Source organism: Pseudomonas sp. Lz4W, from assembly GCF_000346225.2.
GTDB lineage: Bacteria > Pseudomonadota > Gammaproteobacteria > Pseudomonadales > Pseudomonadaceae > Aquipseudomonas > Aquipseudomonas paraversuta.
Genome location: NZ_CP017432.1, coordinates 2,726,755 through 2,744,459, shown reverse-complemented (window position 1 = coordinate 2,744,459; position 17,705 = coordinate 2,726,755). Strand labels below are relative to the sequence as shown.

16 protein-coding genes and 1 tRNA gene are annotated in these 17,705 nt (G+C 58.1%); 8 read left to right on the top strand and 9 right to left on the bottom strand.

Translation table 11 applies throughout. The features are described 5' to 3' along the window. Window positions 1-248 precede the first annotated feature (248 nt). Window positions 249-947, bottom strand: a complete 699-nt coding sequence (arsH, locus tag B195_RS12600) for an arsenical resistance protein ArsH (RefSeq protein WP_003445879.1) — start codon at window positions 945-947, stop codon at window positions 249-251. 9 nt (window positions 948-956) lie between these two features. Continuing rightward, window positions 957-1,427, bottom strand: coding sequence for an arsenate reductase ArsC (locus tag B195_RS12595; RefSeq protein ID WP_003445877.1), 471 nt, complete (start codon window positions 1,425-1,427; stop codon window positions 957-959). Between the two features lie 338 nt (window positions 1,428-1,765). Here B195_RS12595 and B195_RS12590 point away from each other — a divergent pair, with 338 nt between their 5' ends. Next, window positions 1,766-2,029, top strand: coding sequence for a hypothetical protein (locus B195_RS12590; RefSeq protein ID WP_003445874.1), 264 nt, complete (start codon window positions 1,766-1,768; stop codon window positions 2,027-2,029). A 76-nt stretch (window positions 2,030-2,105) separates the two neighbouring features. Here B195_RS12590 and B195_RS12585 read toward each other — a convergent pair whose 3' ends face one another. The 4 genes from B195_RS12585 to B195_RS12570 all read right to left on the bottom strand — a co-directional run bounded on the left by B195_RS12585 (window position 2,106) and on the right by B195_RS12570 (window position 6,447). Beyond that, window positions 2,106-4,508: a TonB-dependent receptor gene (locus B195_RS12585; protein ID WP_003445872.1), complete on the bottom strand. Its 2,403-nt coding sequence runs from the start codon at window positions 4,506-4,508 to the stop codon at window positions 2,106-2,108. Between the two features lie 114 nt (window positions 4,509-4,622). Beyond that, the gene (locus B195_RS12580; RefSeq protein WP_003445867.1) at window positions 4,623-5,564 is read right to left on the bottom strand and encodes a FecR domain-containing protein; all 942 of its coding nucleotides are present in this window, start codon (window positions 5,562-5,564) and stop codon (window positions 4,623-4,625) included. Beyond that, on the bottom strand, window positions 5,564-6,064 hold the full coding sequence (locus tag B195_RS12575) for a sigma-70 family RNA polymerase sigma factor (RefSeq protein ID WP_003445866.1): 501 nt from the start codon (window positions 6,062-6,064) through the stop codon (window positions 5,564-5,566). The genes B195_RS12580 and B195_RS12575 overlap by 1 nt, the downstream gene beginning before the upstream one ends. A 296-nt stretch (window positions 6,065-6,360) precedes the next feature. Next, window positions 6,361-6,447: transfer RNA gene (locus B195_RS12570), tRNA-Leu, on the bottom strand. 343 nt (window positions 6,448-6,790) lie between these two features. Between B195_RS12570 and B195_RS12565 the strand changes: the two genes are divergently transcribed. The 3 genes from B195_RS12565 to B195_RS12555 all read left to right on the top strand — a co-directional run bounded on the left by B195_RS12565 (window position 6,791) and on the right by B195_RS12555 (window position 9,262). Continuing rightward, entirely contained in the window at window positions 6,791-7,837 is a 1,047-nt protein-coding gene (locus tag B195_RS12565; protein ID WP_003445865.1) for a DMT family transporter, read from the top strand. A gap of 69 nt (window positions 7,838-7,906) precedes the next feature. Next, window positions 7,907-8,494, top strand: a complete 588-nt coding sequence (locus B195_RS12560; protein WP_003445864.1) for a DedA family protein — start codon at window positions 7,907-7,909, stop codon at window positions 8,492-8,494. Between the two features lie 231 nt (window positions 8,495-8,725). Next, window positions 8,726-9,262: a DUF4174 domain-containing protein gene (locus tag B195_RS12555; RefSeq protein ID WP_003445863.1), complete on the top strand. Its 537-nt coding sequence runs from the start codon at window positions 8,726-8,728 to the stop codon at window positions 9,260-9,262. Window positions 9,263-9,473: 211 nt separating this feature from the next. On the opposite strand, the gene punR is transcribed toward B195_RS12555, so the two are convergent. Then, window positions 9,474-10,397 (bottom strand): DNA-binding transcriptional activator PunR, encoded by a 924-nt coding sequence (punR, locus tag B195_RS12550; protein WP_003445862.1) that lies wholly within the window; start codon window positions 10,395-10,397, stop codon window positions 9,474-9,476. Window positions 10,398-10,514: 117 nt separating this feature from the next. Between punR and punC the strand changes: the two genes are divergently transcribed. Further along, the gene (gene punC, locus B195_RS12545; protein WP_003445861.1) at window positions 10,515-11,696 is read left to right on the top strand and encodes a purine nucleoside transporter PunC; all 1,182 of its coding nucleotides are present in this window, start codon (window positions 10,515-10,517) and stop codon (window positions 11,694-11,696) included. A gap of 57 nt (window positions 11,697-11,753) precedes the next feature. Continuing rightward, on the top strand, window positions 11,754-12,290 hold the full coding sequence (locus tag B195_RS12540; protein ID WP_003445860.1) for a hypothetical protein: 537 nt from the start codon (window positions 11,754-11,756) through the stop codon (window positions 12,288-12,290). A 90-nt stretch (window positions 12,291-12,380) separates the two neighbouring features. Here the strand turns inward: B195_RS12540 and B195_RS12535 are convergent, their stop codons facing one another. Next, window positions 12,381-13,076, bottom strand: a complete 696-nt coding sequence (locus B195_RS12535) for a pirin family protein (protein ID WP_003445858.1) — start codon at window positions 13,074-13,076, stop codon at window positions 12,381-12,383. A 258-nt stretch (window positions 13,077-13,334) separates the two neighbouring features. Here B195_RS12535 and B195_RS12530 point away from each other — a divergent pair, with 258 nt between their 5' ends. Beyond that, on the top strand, window positions 13,335-15,812 hold the full coding sequence (locus B195_RS12530; protein ID WP_003445857.1) for a UvrD-helicase domain-containing protein: 2,478 nt from the start codon (window positions 13,335-13,337) through the stop codon (window positions 15,810-15,812). 512 nt (window positions 15,813-16,324) lie between these two features. Here the strand turns inward: B195_RS12530 and B195_RS12520 are convergent. Beyond that, window positions 16,325-16,603, bottom strand: coding sequence for a DUF1652 domain-containing protein (locus B195_RS12520; protein ID WP_003445856.1), 279 nt, complete (start codon window positions 16,601-16,603; stop codon window positions 16,325-16,327). Window positions 16,604-16,861: 258 nt separating this feature from the next. Here B195_RS12520 and B195_RS12515 point away from each other — a divergent pair, with 258 nt between their 5' ends. Then, the gene (locus B195_RS12515) at window positions 16,862-17,680 is read left to right on the top strand and encodes an AraC family transcriptional regulator (RefSeq protein ID WP_003445855.1); all 819 of its coding nucleotides are present in this window, start codon (window positions 16,862-16,864) and stop codon (window positions 17,678-17,680) included. Window positions 17,681-17,705 lie beyond the last annotated feature (25 nt).

Sequence of the window (17,705 nt, the reverse complement as noted above, 5' to 3'; positions counted from 1 at the left end):
CCGCTAGTGTGCCGAATTGGCCCGGTAGCCAGAAACTGATGCCACCGTCATCAGCGTGGGCGGTGCAAGCAGTAAGTAGGGCAATAAAGCCAATCAGTCTGTTTGTTGTCATCAGGGGGCTCTTTCAGGCGAACGATGATGATTCTTACGAGTAGAGCAATCGAGTCAGAAACGCACTGAGAAGTAGCGTAGGCCAATTTGCGTTTTTCGCCGCTGGCTTGCGTGAAGGGCCGCAACTGGCCGACCTCTTAGATTGAGCGCTGGTTGACCCTGGCCATCAACTGTTCGGCCGATTCCTTACGCTCTGAATAGCGATCCACCAGAAACTCCTGTCGGTCGCGAAGCAGTACGGTAAATTTCACCAGCTCTTCCATCACGTCGACGACGCGGTCATAAAAAGGCGAAGGTTTCATCCGTCCCTCTTCGTCGAACTCCATGTAGGCCTTAGGTACCGAGGACTGATTGGGGATAGTGAACATACGCATCCAGCGCCCCAATACGCGCAGTTGATTGACCACGTTGAACGACTGCGAACCTCCACATACTTGCATCACCGCCAGGGTTTTGCCCTGGGTGGGGCGAACTGCGCCGAGCTCCAGCGGAACCCAGTCGATCTGCGCCTTGAACACCGCCGACATCGCGCCGTGGCGTTCCGGAGAACACCAAACCTGGCCTTCCGACCACAACACCAGATCACGCAATTCCTGCACCTTGGGATGATCCACCGGGGCGTCATCAGGCAACGGCAACCCCGATGGGTTGAAGATGCGTGTTTCAGCACCAAAGTGCTCAAGCAAGCGCGCGGCTTCCTCCACGAGCAAGCGGCTGAAGGAGCGTTCGCGGGTCGACCCGTAGAGCAACAAGATGCGCGGTTTGTGCGATGCCGACGTAGAAGCCTGAGAGCCGTCGAACAGAGTCAGGTCCAGATTGGGTAGATGTTCAGACATACATTTTCCTTAAAGCACGCCGATCCGATCGAGCTCGGTTTTGAGCTCGTCGCGGCTGAGGCGGTTGAGGGGCAGTTCGAGAAAGGCTTTGCAGCGTCGTTCGATATGCGCTAGCGTGGCGCGGAAGGCAGCATCAATCGCAGATTCATCACCCGTCACTTCGGACGGATCCTCCAGACCCCAATGGGACTTCAGTGCCGGGCCGAAATACACCGGGCAGCTTTCGCCTGCGGCTTTGTCGCAGACGCTGATCACGATATCCGGCGGCTGGCCTTCGAAGGCGTCGTTACCTTTGCTGTACAAACCGTCGATCGAGATGCCGGCCTGCTGCAAGGTAGACAGGCTGCGTGGCAGCACTTGGCCCTTGGGCAAACTCCCGGAGCTCACTGCCTCGAAACCCTGCGGTGCCAGGTGATTGAACAGGGCTTCTGAAAGAATGCTGCGGCAGCTGTTGGCCGTGCACATGAACAGAATTCGCATGGGTTTATCCTTCCGCTTCAGGCGGACGTCAGAGGCTGAGGCGCCGAGCCAGGGCACAAAGGCTGATCAACTAAACCGGGAAGGTCAGCAGAGTACCGCCCTTGAAGTCATCACTTCAAAGCTCGAAACATATGGATAAACGAATATATGCATTTCCATATATTATGGCAATACATGAATGTATGCGCCTGCGCATCTCCAGCGCTTGAACGTCCATTTTGGTCGAACCCACACCTTCAGGAATGGCTGCTGTTGAGCAGGTATTAACGCATCAACGTTGGCCAGGATGGCGCGGCCTATCGGCAGGCGCTGTACGCCCGGGCGCACAAGGTGTTGGCGTGAAGATCGATGCGGCGAAGTGGGGCGGGGGGCTGCTGATCATCCTGGCCCTGATGGCTGGCAGCGCGTGGGCCGCATGGGCATGGCAGGCCAACGCTTATGAACGGCGACTGGCCGCCAAGGACGCCGCCCTCCAAACAGAGCGCACAAATCTGGCCAATGCCGCGTTAGTGCCGGGCGAGCAGGGCAAGCGCTTTGCCCTTGAGCAGTGGCTGGCAGCGCGTGACCAAGCACGTTACGCAATGAGCTTGCAAGGTGTCTAGAGAATACGGGGCGGTTCAGCGTCCGGATGACAACACCTGCCCAAGCAGGATGTTGTCATTCTCAGAAGTGCGTAGCTTACATGCTCCACTTCATGGTCACGGCCACGTTACGCGGGTCGCCGAAGATGTTTGCGCCCGCCGGGTTACTGATGCTCTGGTAGTAATGCTTGTCGAACACGTTGTTCAGGTTGGCTTGCACCTTGAGTTTTTTGTTCACGTTGTAGCCGGTCATCAGGTCGACGATGCTGTAGCCGCCCTGAGATACGCCGTAGGTTGTGTATGTGCTGCTCTGGCTGCGGAATGAACCGCCGATCGACCATTTTTCGAGATCGCCCGGCAATTGATAGGTGGTGGACAGCTTGAGCAGGTTGTATGGCGTGTCGCTGTCGAAGCGACCGCTGCCGCCCTTGACGTTCTTGGCGCCGGCATAGGTGTAGCCCGCCGAGGCCTGCCAGCCAAGGGCAAGCATGCCTTGCAGCTCAAGGTCGACGCCTTTGGTTTCCACTTCGCCGGAGGCCACGGAGCAGGAAGCAACACCCTCGGCACAGGCATCAAGCCCTTGGGCGAGGTTCTCCTGGTTCAGTTGGAAGTAGGCCAGGCTGGCGTTCAACGCACCGTCAAAGTACTCGCCCTTGATCCCGATTTCGCGGTTGGTGCCGGTGACCGGCGGCAGCAGGCTGCCCTGGAAGTCCACGTTCGCTTGCGGCTGGAAGATTCTGGTCCAGCTGGTGTACACCGAGTAGGTATCGTTGATGTCGTAGATCAAGCCGGCGTAGGGGGTGTATTCCCGCGTCGCCTTGTAGTCGGCGCCGAATGTGTAATCGCCGGAAATAGTGTTCTGTTCGTATTCGTACCAGTCCAGGCGTGAACCGAGGATCAGTTTTAGGTCGTCGCGCAGATGGAAGCGTACGGTGGCGTAAGTGCTGTATTGATCGACCTTGCCCTTGCGTGACCAGTTGTAGTTGATAGCCGGTTTCTCTACGCCGTGATAGTCGAAGTTTGATGGATCGAGCACGATATTCGGGTCGTTGAGGAAACCACCGCCGGGGCCATCGTCGGTTTTATCATTTCGATAACTGCCACCGAGCACCAGTTCGTGGGTGGCACCAAGCAGGGTGAAGGGGCCGGAAACGTAGCCGTCGACGCTTTTTTGCGTGTGCTGGTAGGTGTAGCGGCCCACGTTCAGGTTCAACTGATCTGCACTGGGATCCAGTCGATAGAAACTGGTGCCCAGCATGTCCAGGTCGCCTCGCAGCCACGTGGTATTGAGGCGCAGTTTCCAGTCGTTGTCGAAGCGGTGCTCAATTTCGGCAAATGCGCTGGTGTTTTTCTTGTTCCAGTAGGTCCAGTTCGGGCTCATGCGCGTCGAACGGGATATTGGCAGGAACGTGCCATCGGCACGGGTCGGAATGCCTGACCAGTCGGCCCCCGGGTTGTCCTCACGGTTGTAATACGCTCCGAGGGTCAGGGTAGTGGCTTCACTCAGGTCAAACTCGGTGATGCCGTACAACAACTGGCGCTTGCTGCTGTAGCCATCGGTAAAGCTGTCTTTGTCCTGGAAGGCACCGACTACGCGGCCCCTGATCGAACCGCTGGAATTGAGGGCACTGCTGGCATCGATTTCGGTGCGATAGTTGTCCCATGAACCGGCACCCAGGGTGACAGAAACTTGCGGCTCGACAGTGGGCCGTTTGCGGATCAGGTTAAGGGTGCCGGACGGGTTGCCGGCACCGAGCATCAGGCCCGACGCACCGCGCACAACTTCAACCCGGTCGAACATCGCCAGGGTCGAGGTGCCAAGGGTGTCGCTGTCATACGCGACTGGCAGTCCGTCGATCATAATGTTGTCGATGGCAGAACCGCGGGAATAGAACTCAGGGCGCTCACCACCGGTTTTGCGCATGGTCAGGCCTGGGGTGTATGTCGAAATGTCCTCCAGAGACTGCATGTTCTGGTCATCCATGCGTTGGCGAGTGATTACCGTGACCGATTGCGGCGTCTCGCGCATGGAGGCCGCCAGTTTGGTCGCGGTACTCATGGAGCTGGTAGTGTAGGAACCGGTGTTTTCGCTGATTGAGCCCAGGGCCTGGCCGGAGATGGTTGTAGCGCCCAATTGCAGCTCATCACTCTTGGGCACGGGCACCAGCACATAAGCACCATTAGCCTGGCGTTGAGCCTGCAAGCCACTGCCCGCGAGCAAGCGTGCCAGGCCTTCGTCGGTGCTATAAGTGCCGCTCAATCCCGGTGTGGTCATGCCTTGGGTCTGCTCGGCGTTGAACGATAGCGTGACATTGGCCGCTGTCGCGAACAGGCTCAACGCCGCGCCGAGCGAGCCCGCATTGATTTGGTAAGTGTGGGTCTGGTTTTGCGCCAGCGCATGGGTTGGCGCCAGGCTCAAGGCCGAAAATACACCAAGCGCCACAGCCAGGTGAACGGCATGCGCAAGCGGCCGGGCGGCGTTGAGGGTGAATCGTGACATACAGGTTTCCTTCCGTTGGCAGGGCAGGCAAGCAGTCGTAAACGCTGCTTTCTGTACATGGCCGAACGAAAATAGGAATCGGCAACCCGGGATGGGAATAATTCGCAAAAAACTTCAGGCCGCTTCGACACTGGCCCAGTAACGCGTCACGAAACGTACGCTGACCGGCAGGGATTGGCTGAGGTTTTCCAGAATGGTATCGGTGTCGTCGATACGGAATGCACCACTCAACCGCAGGCTGGCAACGGACGGGGCACAGCGCAGCACGCCGCGACGGTAACGGCTGAGCTCGGCGATAAAATCCCCCAGGCGCCACTCGATGACAGTCAACATGCCTTGGCTCCAGGCACCGACACCTGCCGGGGAGGGGGTCACGGCGCTGATCTGGTCGCGGTCGAAGTGGGCCTGCTGGCCGGCATTCAGGCGCTGAACCCGTGAAGGATGATTCAGAGGGCGTAGCTCTACCGCCTTATCCAGCACGCACACATCGGTGAACGTCGGCCCGCAACGCACGACAAAACGCGTGCCCAGGGCACGCACCGAGCCTTGGGGTGCTTCGACGATAAACGGGCGACTATCGCTGGCTGTGTCTACCAGGATTTCGCCGCGGTGCAGGCGGATCAGACGCAAGTCGGCGCTGAAGGCAATGTCTACGGCGCTGTCGGTATTGAGGTCCAGTTGGCTACCGTCGTCCAGACGCATGTGCCGACGCTGGCCGGTGGCGGTGCGTTGATCGGCAAGCATCGCCAGGTAGGGCAGATGCTCGGTGGCCAGCCAGCCACTGCCGCCCACGGCGAGCAACAGTCCAAGGGTCTTGAGCACAGCGCGGCGGCGGGCCTTTACCCCGGCCAGCGTCGGCAGTGACACGTCTGCGGGCAACCGAGCCCATTGACTTTGCAGTTTTTCTACGCGTGCCCACGCTCGCGCGTGCTGTGGGTTGGCGGCCAGCCAGTGGCGCCAGGCCTGTTGATCAGCCTCTGTGGGCGGCATGCTGTTAAGGCGCACATACCAGGTGGCTGCGGCTTCGAGGGTGAGCAGATCCAGGGGCGCAGCCATCAGTCCTCCGTAAGCAGCAGGCAATGGGTCATTGCGCGGATCACGTGTTTCTTGACGGTGGTCACCGAAACGCCCAGGCGTTCGCCAGTGGCCACATAACTCAGGCCTTCCAATTGCACGGCGAGGAATATCTGCCGCGTACGCTCGCCCAGGCCATCAAGCATGGTGTCGATGGCTACCAGGGTTTCGAGAATCATCAGGCGTGTTTCAGGTGAGATATCCAGCGGTTCCGAGCGCAGGGCCAGGACTTCGAGGTAAGCCTGCTCCAAGGCGCGGCGACGGAATTTGTCGATCATCAGTGCCCGGGCGATAGCGCTCAGGTAGGTGCGCGGTTCGCGAATCTGTTCGACGTCGCGGGAAGTCAGCAGACGCACAAAGGTATCCTGGGCCAGGTCTGCTGCATCGGCGGCGTTGCCCATGCGGGCGCGCAACCAGCTTTTGAGCCAGCCGTTATGTTCGCTGTACATTAGATGCAGGGCATAATAATCGGGAGCAGGCATGAGAGGACAAACCAATAGCAACAATTGATAATGATTAGCATTATCCTTGTTGCTCCAGATTTGCGCAATGTCGGTGCTAATGGAACGCCAAGCAGGCTCCAGACCACGGCTTTAAAAGACTTCCAGCTCGGATTGCAAATCCGTTGTAGTGGACATGAGTTATTTCGGGTTTGTGTTCATTCGGCAGGACGCCAAGGGGAGAGGCAAAAATCGAGAATTGCGGAACAGCTTTCAGAATTGCGGAACAAAAAACAAAGGGCCTGCACGAAGAATCTCATGCAAGCCCTTGATTTGTTTGGTGCCCGAAGCCGGAATCGAACCGGCACGTCCTTTCGAACGGGGGATTTTAAGTCCCATGCGTCTACCAATTTCGCCATTCGGGCGGTAGCGCTATAAAGCGGGTCAGGAAGGAAGGTGCTTCGGGATCAAAGTACTCAAGAGCCTGCGTGACAGGTGGACGAATATATAGAGCCTGCACCGATGAGGCAAGTTGGTTAGTGCTGATTGAGTGAGTTTTTTTTGCTCCTTGGCTTAATAAAACCGTCGAAAAATCATAGGGCTAGGTAACCAGTGGGGGTTTGAGGGGGGATATGGCTCGTCCATTGCCAGAAAGCCGTGGGTACCAAGGGGTAATGCCAAGTGCTGCCGCTGGCTGCTGCTGATTCAGGTCGCTTTGCCTGCGCGCTGGTCTAGGCTGCTTGCACGACTGAAACAGAAGTGGATGTGATGAATACAAGTGTGATTTATGCCTTGGCGGCGGCGGCGCTGTTCGGGGCCAGTACCCCGCTGGCCAAGTTGCTGGGCACAGAAATCCCGCCAGTGCTGTTGGCCGGGCTGTTGTATCTGGGCAGCGGCACAGGCCTGGTGTTGCTGCGTTTGCTTCGCGATCGGGGCTGGAAAAGGTCCGGGCTGAGTGTCAGCGAGTGGCCGTGGCTGGTCGGGGCGGTTGTGTTCGGCGGGATTCTTGGCCCGGTCGCACTGATGGTGGGGCTGACTCTGACCAGTGCCGCCACGGCGTCATTGATGCTCAATCTGGAACCCGTGCTGACTGCCGTGCTGGCGTGGGTGGTGTTCAAGGAAAATGCAGACCGCAGGATTGTCGTGGGGATGCTGGCAATTATTGCCGGGGGCATTGTTTTGTCGTGGCCGTCCGGCCAGGCAGCGGGTGTCGCGCAATCCTGGCTTGGGCCCTTGGCCGTGGCGTTTGCCTGTTTGTGCTGGGCGGTGGACAACAATCTGACGCGCAAGGTATCGGCTTGCGATGCGCTCTTTATTGCCGGGGTAAAAGGGTTGTTTGCAGGGCTGGTCAACTGCGCGATCGGATTGACCCTGGGGGCCAAAATCCCGCCTCTGGTGGCGCTGACGCCCACTTTATTGATCGGTTTTCTGGGCTACGGCGTGAGCCTGGTGCTGTTTGTGCTGGCCTTGCGCGGACTGGGTGCGGCGCGCACGGGGGCGTACTTCTCGACCGCGCCTTTTCTGGGCGCTGCGATTGCAATTGTGCTGCTGGGGGAATCAGTCTCGCTGCTGTTCTGGCTGGCCGCCGCGTTTATGCTGTTCGGGGTCTGGCTGCACCTCACCGAGCGGCACGAGCATATGCATCAACACCAGCCGCTGCAGCACACCCATCGCCATACCCACGATGAGCACCATCAGCATGAGCATGCCGAGGATGTACCGCCGGGTGCCGCCCACAGCCATGGGCATGTGCATTCTCCCGTTCGGCATAGCCATCCGCACTTTCCGGATATTCACCACAGGCACCGGCACTGACTGGCTGCGTGTTAGATTGCGCCGGCTGGATGCAGCAATACTCTCTTCCAATGGAGCTACAGAGTGCACATGTTTGAACACATCGATTTCAACTACTTGCTGGCGACCTATGGTTACCTGGCCATCTTTATCGGCTGTTTGCTGGAAGGTGAAACCATCCTGATTCTGGGGGGCATGGCAGCCCATCAACATGTGCTCAAGCTGTTGCCGGTCATTATGTATGCGAGTCTGGCCGGGATGCTGGGTGACCAGTTGCTGTTCTGGACCGGTCGCTACTTCGGTGCCCGGCTGTTGCCCAAACTGCACAAGCATCAAGCCGCCATCGAGCGGGTGACGCAGTTGATCAACAAGTACCCTACGGCGTCGATTTTCTCCGTGCGCTTTCTGTATGGCATGCGTCTGGTGGGGCCGATGGTCATTGGTGCAAGCCAGGTTTCACCGGTCAAGTTTACCTGCATCAACCTGGTGGGCGCGGCGGTATGGGCGACGCTGTTCGCCAGCGGCGGGTACTGGGCCGGAGAGTTTCTCGAGGGCTTGCTGGGGGATCTCAAACCCTATCGTTTGCCGATTGCCCTGGGCGTTATCGTATTGATGGTGGTGGTAGCCCTGGTGCGTCACTTCAGGGCGAAAAACCGGTCGCCGGCTAAATCGCTTTGAGCCTTGGGGCGCCAGGTTTCTGGTTGCCGGGCATGGCTTGTGGTGAGCATTTCGCCATGGGCGACAGATCCGGATGCTGTTGCAAAAAACAGGCTTGAAAGGCAAAGTCCGGGTACCCGGTTGCGTGATCAAGCCCGTGGCCTACGCTTTGAATGACAAGCTCAACGCCACGGGTTTCAAGGTATTGGCAGCACACCCACGAACCCGGTCCGCTAATAAAAGGAGTTCTGGATGTTTATCCGTTTATTGATCCTTACCGGCCTGCTGGTGACTGGCATGGCGCAGGCTGTTGAAGTTCCAAGCCCCCTTGAACAGGATCGCGGCAAATTTCGCCCATTGATCATCGTCGCTCGTACAGAAGTCGATCCAACCCTGACCACACTCAAGCAAGCGCTGGCCGATCCGGCCAATCAGAAGGGCTTCGAAGAGCGCAACATGGTGCTCTATACGATTGTTGGCATTACCGGCAAACGTGATGGCAAAGACCTTGAACCCCAGAGCACGATGTCGCTGATTCGCGGACTCAAGCCGGGGATGATTATCGACAAGGCCAAAGTGATTCTGATTGGCAAGGATGGCGAAAAGAAGCTCGAAACCGAGGGTGATGCAAATCTCGCTGAGTTGTTCAAAACCGTAGACGCCTTGCCCGCTGCCGAAAACCAGATTCAGGCCCAGGCCGAGGTGGTGACGCCGGATAAAACAGCGCCGGCCGGCAAGCCGGGCAAGGCTGCAAAACCGGTCAAGGCTCCTGCACAGCTGGATGATTGAGGCCTGTTAAATCAGGGCAAAAAAAAGGCCCGCTGAGGGGAGCGGGCCAAATGGGATTCACAAAAGGAGTGGATCCAATCTAGGCCAGTCGATGTGAAAGTGGCGTGAAAAGCATGTAGGCAAAACGCAATTAATTCTCAATTTATGACGATTTCAGATCCGGCCTGCACGGCCCTGATGATGGCCCGGGCTCAGCCCCCGGCCTGTTCGTTCATGACTCCTCAGCGCCCGCATCATTAAGCCATTCCTGGCTCAGGGTGGGCGTGTCCCCCAAATATTCCAGCAACCAGTTCATCGCCGGAGAATGATTGTTCTGTACCCAGGCTAAGCATGACGGGCTGGCCGGGAAAGGGCGTTGCAGATGCAGTGCCTGCAATCGGCCTTGCTCGATCAGGGGTTGGGCCAGGTGAGCAGGCACCATGCCCACGCACAGTCCATCGCTAAGGCAGGCCAGCCCTGTAGTCCAGTCGGGCACCATCATCCGGCGCTGGTTATCCAGGGTCCAGGTGTCACGTTTGGGCAGGTTGCGCGAGGTATCGTCCATGCACAGTGAAGGGTAGGGGCGCAGTTGCTCGTCGCCGAGCAAGCCGTCAACCCGGGCCAGTGGATGCTGCGGGCTGACCACGCACAGCCAGTGCAGAAAGCCCATGTCGCGAAAGGCAAAACTGCCTGCCACCGGCACTGCCCTGGTGGCGCCGATGACCAGGTCGGTACGGCCATCCACCAGCGCATCCCACACTCCGTTGTATACCTCGTACTGAACAATCAGCTCCACATCGGGAAAGTGCCGATAAAAGTCGATCACCATTTGCCGGCAGCGCGGGTGTTTGATGATCGAGTCCACGCTCACCCGCAACTGGCCGCTCCAGCCATTGGCGACCTGTTGGCACAGGCGCCGGGTGCCGAGCATTTTCTTCATCACATCACGGGCTTCTTTGACAAACACCTGTCCGGCCGGGGTCAGTTCGACATCGCGATGGCGACGCACAAACAGGGGTACGGCCAGCCACTGCTCCAGTTGGCGCACTGTGTAGCTGATGGCCGAAGGCACACGGTGCAGCTCCTGGGCGGCACCGCTGAAGCTGCCGTGGCGGGCGACGGCATCGATTACGTCCAGCGAGTATTCAGACCACATGGCTTGCCTTCAAAATAATTGATGTCATTAGGCAATTATTATCGCTTCACAAGCAAATGTGCAGCTGGATAATGCACGCCAGTCAACAAATTGTTTGATGGCAAGTTTTGGAAGCCCATGAAAAACTCTTTTGGTTTTACCTGTTACCTCGCGGGGCTCAGCATGCTGGGCTACCTGGCCATGGATATGTACTTGCCGGCCTTCGGCACGTTGCGCAGCGAGCTGGGGCTGTCTTCCGGCGCGGTTGGCGCCAGTCTCAGCATCTTTCTGGCCGGTTTTGCCTTTGGCCAATTGCTCTGGGGACCGCTGTCTGACCGCCTGGGTCGCAAGCCGGTGCTGCTGGCGGGGCTGTCGATGTTTGCCCTGGGGTGCCTGGGGATGTTGTGGGTCGATAACAGTGTGTTGCTCCTGAGCCTGCGGTTTATCCAGGCGATCGGCATCTGCGCGGCGGCTGTGACCTGGCAAGCATTGGTAATCGATCGCTTCCCGGCCGATAAAGCCAATCGGGTATTTGCCAGCATCATGCCGTTGATGGCCTTGTCGCCTGCGCTGGCACCGCTGTTGGGGGCTGTGGTGCTGAGCCATTTGGGCTGGCAGGCGATTTTCAGTGTGTTGCTCGGTTTGGCGGTGCTGTTGATAGTGCCGACCCTGTTGCTCAAAGAAAAAGCCCGCGCCCCGGCAACAATCGTCATCTCTAAAGTGAGCTATTGGCAGCTGCTGCGCTCGCCCGGTTTCAGCGGCAACGTGATGATCTTTGCCGCCTGCTCGGCCAGTTTCTTTGCCTGGTTGACGGCTTCTCCTTTCATCCTTGGCGATATGGGCTACAGCCCCAGCGATATCGGCTTGAGCTACGCGTTTCCGACCCTGGCCTTCATGATCGGCGGTTACAGCTGCCGCAGTGCCTTGCAGCGGATCAAGGGCCACACGCTATTGCCGTGGCTGTTGCTGGCGTATTGCATCAGCATGGTGGGCCTGTACTGCGTTGCCACAATGACCGAGCCGACCTTGACCACGTTGCTGATCCCGTTTTGTTTGATGGCATTGGTCAACGGCGCGAGCTACCCCATCGTCGTGGCCCATGCTCTGATGCCGTTTTCGGAAAATTCGGGCAAGGCCGCCGCTTTGCAAAACACCCTGCAACTGGGTCTGTGTTTTCTCGGTAGCCTGCTGGTGTCGGGTTTTATCACCGAGCCCCTGCAGATCACCGTTGAGGTGATGTTGGCCACGGCTCCCCTAGCTGTGTTGGGGTATCTGATCCAGCGCCGCAAATCACCTGCAGCGAGCTGTGTCACAGGCTGAACTTTGTAATGGACGGGTCTATCCAACAGTGTTCGAGACATTGCCCGGGCGCTGCGGATGAGCAAAATAATTACGTCGCACAGTGAGTTACAGATTCAGAGCGAGCACGATGCCAAAATGTTCGGCTCGCCCAAGGACCGGCTGGATTTCTACCGGCGTGAAATCCAGTACGAGACCAGCATCCTGTCCCACCGCACCGATGCGTATCTGGCGGCCCAGTCATTTCTGGTGATCGCCTTTGCATCCTGCATGGCTAACCTCAACCCGGAGTGGGGCAAGTTTTTCACCCTCACAGTACCGCCCATGCTGGCGGTGCTCGGGATACTGATCTCACTTAATGCGTGGCCGGGGATCCGGGCGGCCTACGACATCATCGATCACTGGCACTTCAAACAGAGCGAACTGCTCAGCAGTCAGCCGGTCATGGGCATGGCCTACGATGAATCACCGTTGTTTTGCGAGATGGAGTCCACCCACAAGGGTTATAAAAAATCCTTGATGTTTTCCGTGCGCTCGCCTTGGTTGTTCGCCTGTTTCTGGCTGGTGCTGGGTGCATTTTCTCTCTACATCCAGATCGACAATCCCCTGAGCTGAAGCCTGTCGCCTGAACGGCCGGCGCAAGCGTGCAGGCTATAAAAAAGGCCGGACACCCGTGAAGGTGCCGGCCTTTTTTCAAGTCATCAATCAGGCGATATCCACCAGCACGATCTCGCTATCTTCTATGGCCGTGACTCGCAACCGGGTCTCATCAACCACGGCCACTCCATCCCGGGCGCCGGCGCGCAAGCCGTTGACTTCAATCACCCCGGTGGCAGGCACCAGATACGCCCGGCGGCCGCTGTCCAGTGCATACTCCGCTGTTTCCCCGGCCTTCAGGTTGGCCGCCACCAGGCGTGCATCGGCGCGGATGCGCAAGCTTTGGTCATCGCCGTCCTTGCCACTGGCCAGGGTTACAAAGCCTTCGCGCCGGCCTTTGGGGAAGGGTCTGGCGCCCCAGGCCGGTGCGTCACCTTGCTGATTGGGAATGATCCAGATCTGGAAGATTTTGCTCGGCGTCGACTCCATGTTGTATTCGCTGTGGGCAATCCCGGTGCCTGCGCTCATGACTTGCACATCACCGGCTTCAGTCCGGCCTTTGTTGCCCAGGTTGTCTTCATGGCTGATGGCGCCTTCGCGGACATAGGTGATGATCTCCATGTCGCGGTGGGGGTGTTTCGGGAAACCTGTACCGGGGGCAATCACATCGTCGTTCCACACCCGCAGGTTGCCCCAGTTCATCCGGGTCGGATCGTAGTATTCGGCGAACGAAAAGTGATGGTGAGCGTCCAGCCAGCCGTGGTTTGCGCCGCCCAGGGTGTTGAAGGGTCTGAGTTCAAGCATGATGCTTCTCCTGTTCAGGTGGCCCGTGCGCTGTGGACGGTTACCCGGTTGCTGATGGAGTGATTTTCCATCAAGAACATATCGATAAAAAGCTGAAAATATGCTTTAAAACTATCTATTTGTTAGATGTATTTTTCCGTCAACACATCCCTGCCTACTTTCATAAAATGCTCTAAAGAGCTGATGCTCCTAGATATCTTGGCGCAATGCAGCGACCATAGCCCATCCGCCCGGACAGCCTCACACCCTGGAGTCAGCGTGCCGCAACACATTCCCGATTTGCCCGAAGAACTCGCCCCTCTAACCCGATTACCCTTGCTCAAGCGCCTGGCCGCCAGACTCTTTGGCAGCGGCCTGAACCATTTGCGTGCGCAACATGCCGCCTCCTGGTTGCAGGGTCAGGCCGACGGGTTTCGTAGCGGGCACAGCGCCGGGGTGGATTATGGCTTTGAAGAAGGGCATGCCGAGGGGCTGGAACAAGGCCGGCAAGTATTGTTCATCAGTGATACCCGCCCGCAGGTGCTGCGTGCGCCGGGCATCGACGATAACCTGTTCGATGACTGGCGCCTGCCGCTGACCGCCGAGCTGAAAAAGCGGATCAAGGCCGATGTTGCGGCGATCCTGCCCGAACAGGCACAGCCCAGTGCCGCCCAGTGGAAGATGATCCTCAGCGATACACCTTCGACCTCGGTGGTTGCCGGGGCCGGCGCTGGCAAGTCGACATCGCTGGTGCTGCGTATTCTGCTGCTCAGCCATTACCTGGGTTTTGAACTCGGTTCGATGACGGTGGTGACCTTCACCCGCGAGTCGCGCAAGGACTTCATCAGCAAACTGCAATCCATTTTTGCCTTGTGGGGCCGCACCCTGAGCCTCAAGGAAGCGCGGGATGTGGTGCGCACTTTCCATTCGCGGATCTTGCCCATGGTCCGCAGCTTGCCCGGCTACAGCCAGTTGCAGGCATTCGAGACCCTGAGCACGCGCACTTTGCTCAATGACGATGACAGCGACAGCAACCCGTTTGACCTGCGGATCAATGATGCCCAGCGCCAGCAACTGAATGCCTGCTATCACGGGCTTTACACCCGGGATCAGCGTTTTCGCGAGACCCTGGCACCCCTCTGCCGGCATGCCCTGCAACTCAAGGAGCTGGAACGCGATCACCCGGATGTGCAAAAACGCATGGCAGTGACCGAGCTGGCCGCCAAGCGCGACGAAGAGCTGTGCGACACCCTCGAAGACCTGTGGTTTGCCGCGGGCGCCTGGCCGATCCAGGGCATTGAGCCGAGCCGGGAAACCGTGCAGATCAATGGTGCGCAGTTCCATTGTCACGGGTATGTGCCGCAACTGGATGCGTGGGTGGTGCTCGGGTTTGATCCGCGGGAAAACCCGCAAATCTGCAGGCCGGGGGCCAAGTTGAGCGTGCGCGCCGAATGGGCAGTAAAGCGCACTCTGTTTCGAGCTTTTTGCAGTAAGCCTTTGATTTGGCTGGAAAGCTATGATGCTGCAAAGCGTGTTATTACCTCGCTGGCGGGTGATGCCAGTGCGGGTCCGGGTTTTGATTACAAGCTCAAGGGCGAACTGAGTTCGGCGCCGTTGCTGGACTGTTTTGTCGCGGCTGCCAGCTTTATAGAGAACCTGGGGCTGGACGTTGCCGCGGCCGTGGGGGACATGGCATTTGCCGCCGATGATCCGGACCGGTTTTTCTTCGAGGCCCTGAGCCTGTACTGGCGCGCGCTGGAAGATCACTTGCTGGCACAGTCGCCGCCGGTGATGACCTATAACCGAATGTTTTCGCTGTTCGGCGAGAACACCCCGCAAAACTTCAAATTGCTGAGCCATGAGCAACTGCGCCCGCTGTCGCATTTGATGATCGATGAGTTCCAGGACGTTTCGCCGCAAATCGTTTCCTGGTTAAGGGCCAGCCTGCGGGAAATCCGCAGTCGAGGCCCGGCGATGCATGTCGGGCGTGGTGCCCAGCGTTCATCGTTACTCTGTGTGGGTGATGACTGGCAGTCGATCTATGGCTGGCGCGGCAGTTCGCCCAAGTACTTCATGGAGTTCAACAAGGAATTCCCGTCGCCCGCCACCACCCGGGTGATGCTCAGCGACAACTTTCGTAGCCATCAGCACATCATCGATGCTGCCGAGCATATCGTGCGGGCAGCCCCTTCGATTGCCGGCAAACGGGCCAAAGCCAGTGGTGAGCCCAAGGTGCCAGTACCGGTGAATGTATTGAGCCGCGATGACCAGGCTTTGGCAGCGCGGTTGATCGAACATTACAACGCTGGGGATAGCGTCTTAATGTTGTATCGAAAAAGCAGCGATAAGTTGTTGATTGAGAAGGATATTCAGTCGGTAGTTAATGTGGATTCTAGGTTGGCGCCTGAAGACCGTCGGCTCAAGCAACTGACCTATCACAGCTCCAAGGGCTTGCAGGCTGATGCGGTGTTCCTGTTGGGTGACTGTCAGCACCTGACGTCTTCGCCGTATAAAAACCAGGTCTATCGCATGGCGGGCCTGGGCAAGGATGGCGACCCGGACCCTTACGACACGGCGCAGAAGGATGAAATCCTGCGCCTGGCCTATGTGGGCATTACCCGGGCGGTGACGCATTGTTACTGGTATCTGGAAAACCCGGATGCCCAGGGTCCGAACATCCCCAGGGCCTCAGACCGCATCCCTCGGGGCAAGGTATTCTTTGAGGATCTGCGCAAGGTATCTGAGCCCGCCGGATAGACCTTTTGCAGGAACTGGCTTGCAGATTCATGGGCCGGTGAGATTTATTGTGGGAGCTGGCTTGCCCACTCCCAAAGAGTCATGCACCGGTCAGATTTCTTGTGGGAGCTGGCTTGCCAGCGATTCAGGCGGCAAGGTCAGGTGGGTAGACCGGGTCGATGCCATCGCGGGCAAGCCCGCTCCCACAGGTGGCAGGTGCCACTCTGATTTACTGTAGGAGCAGGCTTGCCCACTCCCACAGAGTCATGGGCCGGTCAGATTTCTTGTGGGAGCTGGCTTGCCAGCGATTGAGGCGGCAAGGTCAGGTGGGTAGACCGGGTCGATGCCATCGCGGGCAAGCCCACTCCCACAAAGTCACGCGCCAGTCAGATTTACTGCAGGGGCAAGTCCAGCCCCACAAAGTCATGTGCCACTCAGATTTACTGTAGGAGCTGGCAAGTCCACCCCCACAAAGTCATGTGCCGGTGAGATTTACTGTGGGAGCTGGCTTGCCAGCGATGCAGGCGGCGCGGTCAGGCCTGCGCCTGCCAGGTCATCGGCGGGACGAAGCTTTCGAGTTCGTCTTCCACCGCCTGGATGATATTGCTCACCTGACCCGGGGTCATGGTGGTTGCGCAGGGGATGCCGGCGATGGCGATCAGGGTTTCGCCACTGGCACGATCAAACAGGCGGGCAACCAGGCTCCCCGGCGCATCCATGGTCGCCTCGAAGCCCATTGGATGAAAATGCCAGCGCATCAGCTGGCAGGCATTAGGGAAGGTAACCTTGTGCATGTCGCGTGTTTTGTTCATGGAGCACTTCCTTTTGCTCTGAATTTAAACAGCCAGAGAACAATCTCCGGCAGATGTTTTAGCGAGTGTTTCGTGTTTAAACCTACCATCCATATTCTGTGGCGCTAAGCCTTTTGTTACATACCGATAGACTGTTTAATCCGGTTTTGATGCACATCAAGCCCTGAAGCGTTTTTTAAGCCGTTTACCCCTGCACCTGGCCATTGCTGCCAACGCACAAACTCGGCACTCTCTGCTCTTTTTGCCTACGAGCGTTCCATGTCAGACCCCGATGACGGCCCCGAACAGACCCGCGCTACCGGTCAGACCGTGATGCGTTACCACTTGTGCTGGAAGCACCGTGACCTGGACGGGGTGATGGCGCTTTATCACCCGGACGTGTGCTATCACGATTTTTTTCAGAATCGGGTCATGGCCCTCGACGAACTGCGCGAGTACGTGCGTCTTTCCATGCCAAGGGAGCCGGATGAAGCGCTGGAGCATAGCGATCGTATCCGTCTGGATGGCAATACGGCGTTCATTCAATATCGCATGACCCTGCGTGGCAGCCAGGGGCTGGTGTCATTCCGCGCCAGTGAGGCGATTACGGTGCGCGACGGGCTGATCTGGCGGGTCAATGAGTACGCATCCCTGGTCCATGAAACCGCGATCAATCCGGCGCTCAAACCCTCATTGAGACCGGCCGTCAGCCGTCTTGGGCTCTCGGCGCGGCAATTGAGTTTCATGGCCCGGGACCTGCAAAGCTACTTCGAGCGCCAACAACCCTATCTCGACCCTGAGCTCGATCTGCAGCAAGTGGCCAGTGCCTGCGGCTATACACGTAACCAGATGTCGTATTTGCTCAACCAGGTATTGGGACAAAGCTTTTACCGCTATGTGAATCAGGCACGGCTGCGGCATGTACTGGCGGCAATGGATGCTGCGGTGTCGCCGGTCAAAGTCGATGAGGTGGCGTTCTCGGCCGGGTTCAATTCGATCTCGGCGTTCTACAGCTGTTTTCGCCAGCACACCGGCCAGTCACCCAAGGCTTACGCCAGACAAATTTCTTTGCGGGCACGCGCGCAAGACTTTTCCTGACGCCAGGAGGTAGGGTCGACCCATT

Bases quoted from the DNA above. Each gene is read 5' to 3' on its own strand.
- B195_RS12575 (WP_003445866.1), bottom strand. From the start codon at position 6,064: ATGCCTGCTCCCGATTATTATGCCCTGCATCTAATGTACAGCGAACAT.
- B195_RS12595 (WP_003445877.1), bottom strand. From the start codon at position 1,427: ATGCGAATTCTGTTCATGTGCACGGCCAACAGCTGCCGCAGCATTCTT.
- arsH (WP_003445879.1), bottom strand. From the start codon at position 947: ATGTCTGAACATCTACCCAATCTGGACCTGACTCTGTTCGACGGCTCT.
- B195_RS12535 (WP_003445858.1), bottom strand. From the start codon at position 13,076: ATGCTTGAACTCAGACCCTTCAACACCCTGGGCGGCGCAAACCACGGC.
- B195_RS12555 (WP_003445863.1), top strand. From the start codon at position 8,726: ATGTTTATCCGTTTATTGATCCTTACCGGCCTGCTGGTGACTGGCATG.
- B195_RS12585 (WP_003445872.1), bottom strand. From the start codon at position 4,508: ATGTCACGATTCACCCTCAACGCCGCCCGGCCGCTTGCGCATGCCGTT.
- B195_RS12580 (WP_003445867.1), bottom strand. From the start codon at position 5,564: ATGGCTGCGCCCCTGGATCTGCTCACCCTCGAAGCCGCAGCCACCTGG.
- B195_RS12515 (WP_003445855.1), top strand. From the start codon at position 16,862: ATGTCAGACCCCGATGACGGCCCCGAACAGACCCGCGCTACCGGTCAG.
- punR (WP_003445862.1), bottom strand. From the start codon at position 10,397: ATGTGGTCTGAATACTCGCTGGACGTAATCGATGCCGTCGCCCGCCAC.
- punC (WP_003445861.1), top strand. From the start codon at position 10,515: ATGAAAAACTCTTTTGGTTTTACCTGTTACCTCGCGGGGCTCAGCATG.
- B195_RS12540 (WP_003445860.1), top strand. From the start codon at position 11,754: ATGAGCAAAATAATTACGTCGCACAGTGAGTTACAGATTCAGAGCGAG.
- B195_RS12520 (WP_003445856.1), bottom strand. From the start codon at position 16,603: ATGAACAAAACACGCGACATGCACAAGGTTACCTTCCCTAATGCCTGC.
- B195_RS12565 (WP_003445865.1), top strand. From the start codon at position 6,791: ATGAATACAAGTGTGATTTATGCCTTGGCGGCGGCGGCGCTGTTCGGG.
- B195_RS12560 (WP_003445864.1), top strand. From the start codon at position 7,907: ATGTTTGAACACATCGATTTCAACTACTTGCTGGCGACCTATGGTTAC.